Source organism: Salinispora pacifica CNR114 (assembly GCF_000514775.1).
Classification (GTDB): domain Bacteria; phylum Actinomycetota; class Actinomycetes; order Mycobacteriales; family Micromonosporaceae; genus Micromonospora; species Micromonospora pacifica.
In genome coordinates this window covers 46,274-52,273 of sequence record NZ_AZWO01000036.1, presented here as the reverse complement: position 1 = coordinate 52,273, position 6,000 = coordinate 46,274, and the positions used below count along the sequence as shown (strand labels likewise).

The window sequence follows — 6,000 nt, the reverse complement described above, 5'->3', positions numbered from 1 at the left end:
CCCGAACAGCGGACCGATCTGGCGCATGGTCAGGTTCGTGCGCCAGTACACGGCCACCAGCAACACCCGGTCGGCGAGGTCGAGTGACCACTGCCGGCCCGGCCGCCCGTCCGCGATCGCGTCACCGCCCCGCTCGGCGACCAGCCGGACCAGCCTGCGGAACTGGACGGGCTGTAGTCCGGTGAACGGGAAGATCCATTCCGGGCGGGTTGACGTGATCACCTGCACCCCGAACATCCTGCACGACTGTCCCTAACAGACGGACATCAGGGTTACGAGACATCCCTTAGTCCGTTCCGAGGGATGTTCACGCGTGTGCAATGAGTTCGTACAGGACGGTTCCGGCCAGTTTCGGACTCTGCGAGACGGTGGTGGAAAAGCCGTGCTGCCGGAGTAGTGTCGTAATCTGCTCCAGTCGGCCATTCTCCGCGTGCACTTCGGCCGCGATGCGACGAATCATCGGCCAGTGGCTTTCTTCGATTCCCTGGAGCACGGAGAGTTCGGCGCGCTCCACATCGATCTTAAGTAGGTCGATCTCCTCGATCCTGTACCGCCGCATTATTTCCGACACGGTAGTGGCGTGGACGGTGAGGGACGTCCCGGAGTGGAGATCCTCGAGGAGTTCGTCGATGTACTCCTCATCGATCCCTGAGTTTCGGAGAAACTGGCGTGTCGTCTCGTCGTCCGCCCCGCGGTTCGCGAAGAGACTCGAGTTGCCGGGAGAGTTCGGGTAGAAGGTGAACTCTAGTTCTCCGATCCTGTCAGATACGGCGGCACGTACCGCGGTGGACTGCGGAACATGCTGGCGTAGATTTTCCTCTAGGCACACGAAGGTCTGAGGCGCCGGCTCGAATGCGAAGATCCGCAGGTCAGGTACGGTGTGATGGAACATCAGAGAGGCGAGCCCGATGTTCGCCCCGATGTCGAGTACGACATCGCCGGGTCGCAGGCTGGCTGCGACGGAGCCGTACATTCCTTCTGCAGACATCTCGTCCCACAGTAGGAGCGCTTCTGATTCCGTGACGCAGGCAATCTTCCGCCCATCGGGCAGCTCAAGATTTGCTTTCGGGAAATCTGAGCTATCTGCGTGCATCGCAGTCATTGTTACTGTTGCCGCCCTTCTGGTGAGCCGTCGGTGAGCCGATCGGATCCAGCTGTGCCATGACACTGAGTGGACCTCGGGTGAAGTTGGAGGGACTCCACTTCACTGGTTCAACAAGACGAATCTGCTGAACCCGGGTGCGCAACTCCTCCAGGAACGCGGCGATCTCCATCCGCGCTAGTCGCGCGCCGACGCAGATGTGTCGTCCGTTGCCGAAGCTGAGATGCCGGTTGGGATGCCGCGTTATGTCGAACCTATCCGGTTCGGTGAAAACCGAGGGGTCGCGGTTGGCGGCGTATGTCCAGAGGGTGACCCGGTCGCCCGGTGCGAGGGTGCGCTCGCCGAGCCGGGTCTCCTGGGTGACCGTCCTCATGGCGTGCACGGCCGGAGAAGTCCAGCGCAGGATCTCTTCCACCGCGGGGGTGACCAGTTCCTGGTCCTGCTGCAGCCGCATCCACTGGTTGCGGTCTTTCGCCAGCGCGACCAGCCCCCCCGCGACCGCATAGCGGGTGGTTTCGTTGGCTCCGATGAGGATGCCGGCCAGGTTCACTACTAAATCGACATCGCCGAGTTGGGGCGCGCCGGACGCCTCGGCCTCGGCTGCGGCCCTGATGAGAATGGTGATCAGATCCTGTCCCGGGTTCTGCCGGCGTTCCTCGATGGCTTCGGTAAAGTAGAGGAAAAGCTCGGAATTGGCGGTCAGCCGGACGTCGTCATCGTCGGAGTCTATACCGTCGGTAGTCAGCTGACCGATCCGCTCCCAGTCGCTTCGGGGTAGCCCCATGAAAGAGCAGATGATGTGCGTCGGCAAAGGGCGGGCGACCGAGGAGACGAATTCGCGCGGTGCATCGGCGATGGCCCTGTCCATCAGCTCCCTCACCACAGTCTTGACGTGGGTCTCGAGGGTGCGGACTACGGGAGGGGTAAAAGCTGATCCCACCAGCCGTCGTACATATGTGTGCTCGGGGTTGTCGGTGACGATCAGCATCCTGTCGGCCACAGCCTTGACAGCGTCGGGATTGGCTCCGAGACGCATACCGAGTCGTGAGCTGAACAGGTCGGCGTTCGCGTAGACGTGTGACACGTCCGCATGCCGTGTGACGATCCAGAATCCCGGCCCGTTCTCTTCTGTCTGAAAATGAACAGGTTCATGTTCGCGCAGATACGACAACGCGTCGATGAATCGGTCGCCGGCGAACATTGTCGGATCGGTCAGATCGAAATGCCCTTCGCCCGGCCTGTTCCCTCCCAGGTGCATACGCTTTCCTCTCCAGCGTGGGCGCGGCAGATTTTGGGCGCGCATAACGTGCAGCAAAGACGCACGAGGTGCGACGCGAATCGGTTCAAGAGCACACGCCAGGGTCACGGTATGTAGTCGGTATTGCCCGGGATTTGCACTCACGCGCCTTCCTCCCAGGTGATCATTCCTATCACAGGTTCGCTGTTGCTGTACAGAGCCGGATACTCCTGCCGCATCGTTTCTGAGGTGTCCAGGTGTCCACAGGTGTCATGTCGCGTGCCGGTGGCGTCCATGGAAGTGGGGCGCCGCAGTGGCCTTCTATAGCGTATTGTCCCGTGCGCCTGATTCGCCGCCTCGACTGCGCCGCCCACCCACCGCCTCACGCCGTTCCCGTATGGACATCCGAGGTCCGATCGGTTATCTTTCAATGGCCCTCGCTGTAGATCACTTGTGGAGGGTCCTGATCAGGTTATTGCCACGGGGGGCACTCTTGCATAGCCACGCTCTGCGTCCAACACCCGCAGAAATCGCGGCTCCGGCTACTCCGGCTACTCCGGCTCAGCGCCGTATATGGCTGGAGAGCCGAGTTCGAGAGGACTCCGGAGCCGACGGCGCAGGATTTCACTCGGTTCTCCTGCTTGGGCTGCCGCCGGACGTTTGCTTCGGCTCGATGCGACGCGCTTTGACCGCGCTCGTGCAAAGACACGAAGCTCTGCGGACGACTTTTTACTTCGCCTCGGACGAATTGTTCCAGGTGGTCCAGCCGCCCTACGTTTCCGACCTTGCCGTCGAGGAAAGCGCCTGCGACGCAGGGGTGCCTGTGAGCGGCCAGCACGTCGACTTTTTTCGCGAGCCATTCGACTTGGCGGCCGGACCGGTCTTCCGAGCTCGTGTCTTCACTGACATGTCGGGCGAGCGAACGCTGATGATCGTGATGCATCACATCAGTACGGATGGCTGGTCAATCGGGCTTCTCCACCGCGATCTGGGGGAGCTGTACCGGGCCGAGGTGGGACGTGTGAGGCCGGATCTGCCGGAGATCTCGCTGCGGCTCGCTGACATCGGTCAACTGTCCAAGGGCGACATGGCACTCGCCGCCCGTAAGGAAAGCCTCGCCTACTGGGAGCAGCGGCTCTACGGGGCACCGTCGGTGCTGGAACTTCCGCTCACCCGCCCTAGACCAGCTGTGCGGTCTCATCATGGCGATCGTATGGAGTTGGAGCTCGCCGACTCCCTCTGCCGAAGCGTGGGCCGCCTGGCCCGCGAGCTCGACAGTTCCGACTTCGTCCTCTACCTCAGTGCATTTCAGGTCGCGCTGAGCCGCTGGTGCGAGCAGGGTGATGTCATGGTGGGCACGGTGATAGCCGACCGCTTCGAACCAGGCTCGGAGTACGTCGTCGGCCCGCTGGTCAACATGCTGCCGCTGTGGGCCCGCATCGACGAAGCGGTGACCTTCCGGCAACTGGTCGACGTCAACCGCGAGATGGTGCTGGAATCGCTCGAGCACGTCGGCCTCGGCTTCGACGAATTGGTCCAGCACCTCGGCCCCGAACGGCTCCGCGGCTGCGCCCCGCTGGTCCAAGCGGTGTTCAATGACGTACGCGAGGTCTACGCATCCGGTGACTCACCGTTGGGCCGCTCCCTGCCCTTCGCCTACGGGGACAGCACCCACTTCGACTTCGTGGCCGAACTAGAAGAGCACGCGGGCAAGGCGTACCTGGCCCTGTCGTTCGCCACCGACGTGCTGGACCGTTCTGCTGTGGCCGCCTTCGGGGCCCGGTATCTGAACCTGCTGCAGCAGCTCTGCCGCCACCCCGACGCGGCATTGCTCACTTATCCGCTGGTGAGCCCCGCGGAGCAGACCGATCTCCTTCGTAAGGGAGCAGGGCTGGCCGTCTCCGCAACGAAGGGGTTTGTGCAACGGGTGCAGGAGGCGGCGGCTCGACACCCCGACCGACCTGCCGTGATCGCAGGTGACGAGACGCTCACCTACCGGGAACTGCTCGACCGGGCCTCCCTGCTCGCGCAGGTACTGCGGGAGACAGGCGTGGGTCCCGAGACGCCGGTGGGAGTTCACCTCCCACGGTCGGCCGAGTTGGCTGTCGCCATGACAGCCGTCATGGGGGTGGGCGCCTCGTACATACCGCTCGACCCGGACTATCCCGTGGACCGACTGCGGTTCATGATGAACGACGCCGGTGTCACGGTGCTGATCACCTCAGTTCCACAGGATGTCGACTGGGCCGGGTCCTCCTGCACCGTGCTCCCGCCCGACGCCCGTACGACCGAAGCGGCAGCCTCCGTCGCCGCAGAGCCGCTCCCCGACGGTGTGGCGTACACGATCTACACATCGGGAACCACCGGGCGTCCCAAGGGGGTTCAGGTTCCGCACCGCGGGTTGAGTCACCTCATCGACTGGTACGTGGGCGCGTACGGGCTGACGCACCGGGACCGGATTCCGCAGATGGCGGGGATCAGTTTCGACGCCAGCATCCTGGAGATGGCGCCGACCCTCGCCGCCGGTGCCTGTCTTGTCGTCGTGCCCGACGACGTTAGGGTCGATCCGGCGGCGCTGTGCCGATTCCTCGACGTATCCGGCGTGACCGTGGTCTTTTTGGTAACACCGGTCCTCACCGCCGTCGAGGCTGCAGGCAGCGAACTACCAGCCCGAATCCGCAGGGTGCAGGTTGGCGGCGATGAACTGACCGCCGTGCCTGCCGGAAAGCCCTACCGCCTCGCCAACCTCTACGGCCCGACCGAGGTGACCGTTGTCAGCACTGCCGGGGATCAGTACGAGGCGACAACGATCACACTCGGCAAACCGCTGCCCGGCGGGAGGCTCTATCTACTCGACAGCCAGCTGCGACTGGTGCCCGACGGAACGTCCGGCGAGCTCTACATCGGGGGCGTCGGGGTTGCTCGCGGCTACGTGGGTCAGCCGGGGCTGACCGCCTCCCGTTTTCTCGCTGACCCGTTCGCCGCAGACGGATCCCGGATGTACCGCACTGGCGATCGCATGAAGTGGGACGGCGACCGGGGGCTGATCTTCCTCGGCCGTACCGACGCGCAGGTCAAGATTCGCGGATTTAGGATTGAACCTGCCGAAGTGGAACGTGTACTCCTGGAAGCCGAGGGAGTCGGCGCCGCCTGCGTGGTGGTGCGCGAGGTGCCGGGAGCAGGAAAGCAGCTTGCTGCCTACTTCATCCCCGCAGCCGCGACGGACGAAGTGCCAGATTTAGACGAGATCCGTGGTCATCTCGCCCGTAGGCTGCCGCAACACATGGTGCCGCCGATCCTGGTCCAAGTGTCCGAGTTCCCGCTGACGCCGAACGGAAAGGTTGACCGTAGCGCTCTGTCACAGCGCGAGATGCCGACCGCCGAAGAGCCCGACTTCACGGCTCCAGAGGGACCGGTGGCCGAACTCGTCGCTGTTGTCTGGGGCGAGGTGCTGGGCGTGTCGCGCTTGTCGGCCGAGGACGACTTCTTCGCTCTCGGCGGTCACTCCTTGCTGGCCACCCAGGCGGCCGCCCGCGTGTCCGACCGCTTGGGCCTGCGCATCCCTCTGAGCCTGTACTTCGAGCAGACGGTGCTGCAGTCCCTCGCCGACGAGATCGAGCAGCGACTCTTCGCCGCCATCGGCGAAACCGCCTGAAACGAA

Annotated in this window: 4 protein-coding genes; 1 reads left to right on the top strand and 3 read right to left on the bottom strand. The window is 63.8% G+C overall.

Translation table 11 applies throughout. From position 1 onward, the window contains the following. The 3 genes from B118_RS0120015 to B118_RS28715 form a co-directional block, all read right to left on the bottom strand. Positions 1 to 228 (bottom strand): transposase family protein (locus tag B118_RS0120015; protein ID WP_162173364.1); only part of this gene is annotated, 228 nt, incomplete at its 3' end. Between the two features lie 79 nt (positions 229 to 307). Further along, positions 308 to 1,093: an FkbM family methyltransferase gene (locus B118_RS0120010; RefSeq protein WP_050592844.1), complete on the bottom strand. Its 786-nt coding sequence runs from the start codon at positions 1,091 to 1,093 to the stop codon at positions 308 to 310. Beyond that, positions 1,080 to 2,360, bottom strand: coding sequence for a cytochrome P450 (locus B118_RS28715; RefSeq protein WP_162173363.1), 1,281 nt, complete (start codon positions 2,358 to 2,360; stop codon positions 1,080 to 1,082). Before B118_RS28715 ends, B118_RS0120010 begins: the two co-directional genes overlap by 14 nt. A 376-nt stretch (positions 2,361 to 2,736) precedes the next feature. Between B118_RS28715 and B118_RS0120000 the strand changes: the two genes are divergently transcribed. After that, complete coding sequence (locus B118_RS0120000; RefSeq protein WP_080678098.1) at positions 2,737 to 5,994, top strand: non-ribosomal peptide synthetase; 3,258 nt, start codon at positions 2,737 to 2,739, stop codon at positions 5,992 to 5,994. Positions 5,995 to 6,000 lie beyond the last annotated feature (6 nt).

What these genes read in the sequence shown, in the direction of transcription:
- B118_RS0120010 (WP_050592844.1), bottom strand. Translation starts at nt 1,093, where the DNA reads ATGCACGCAGATAGCTCAGATTTCCCGAAAGCAAATCTTGAGCTGCCC.
- B118_RS28715 (WP_162173363.1), bottom strand. Translation starts at nt 2,360, where the DNA reads ATGCACCTGGGAGGGAACAGGCCGGGCGAAGGGCATTTCGATCTGACC.
- B118_RS0120000 (WP_080678098.1), top strand. Translation starts at nt 2,737, where the DNA reads ATGGACATCCGAGGTCCGATCGGTTATCTTTCAATGGCCCTCGCTGTA.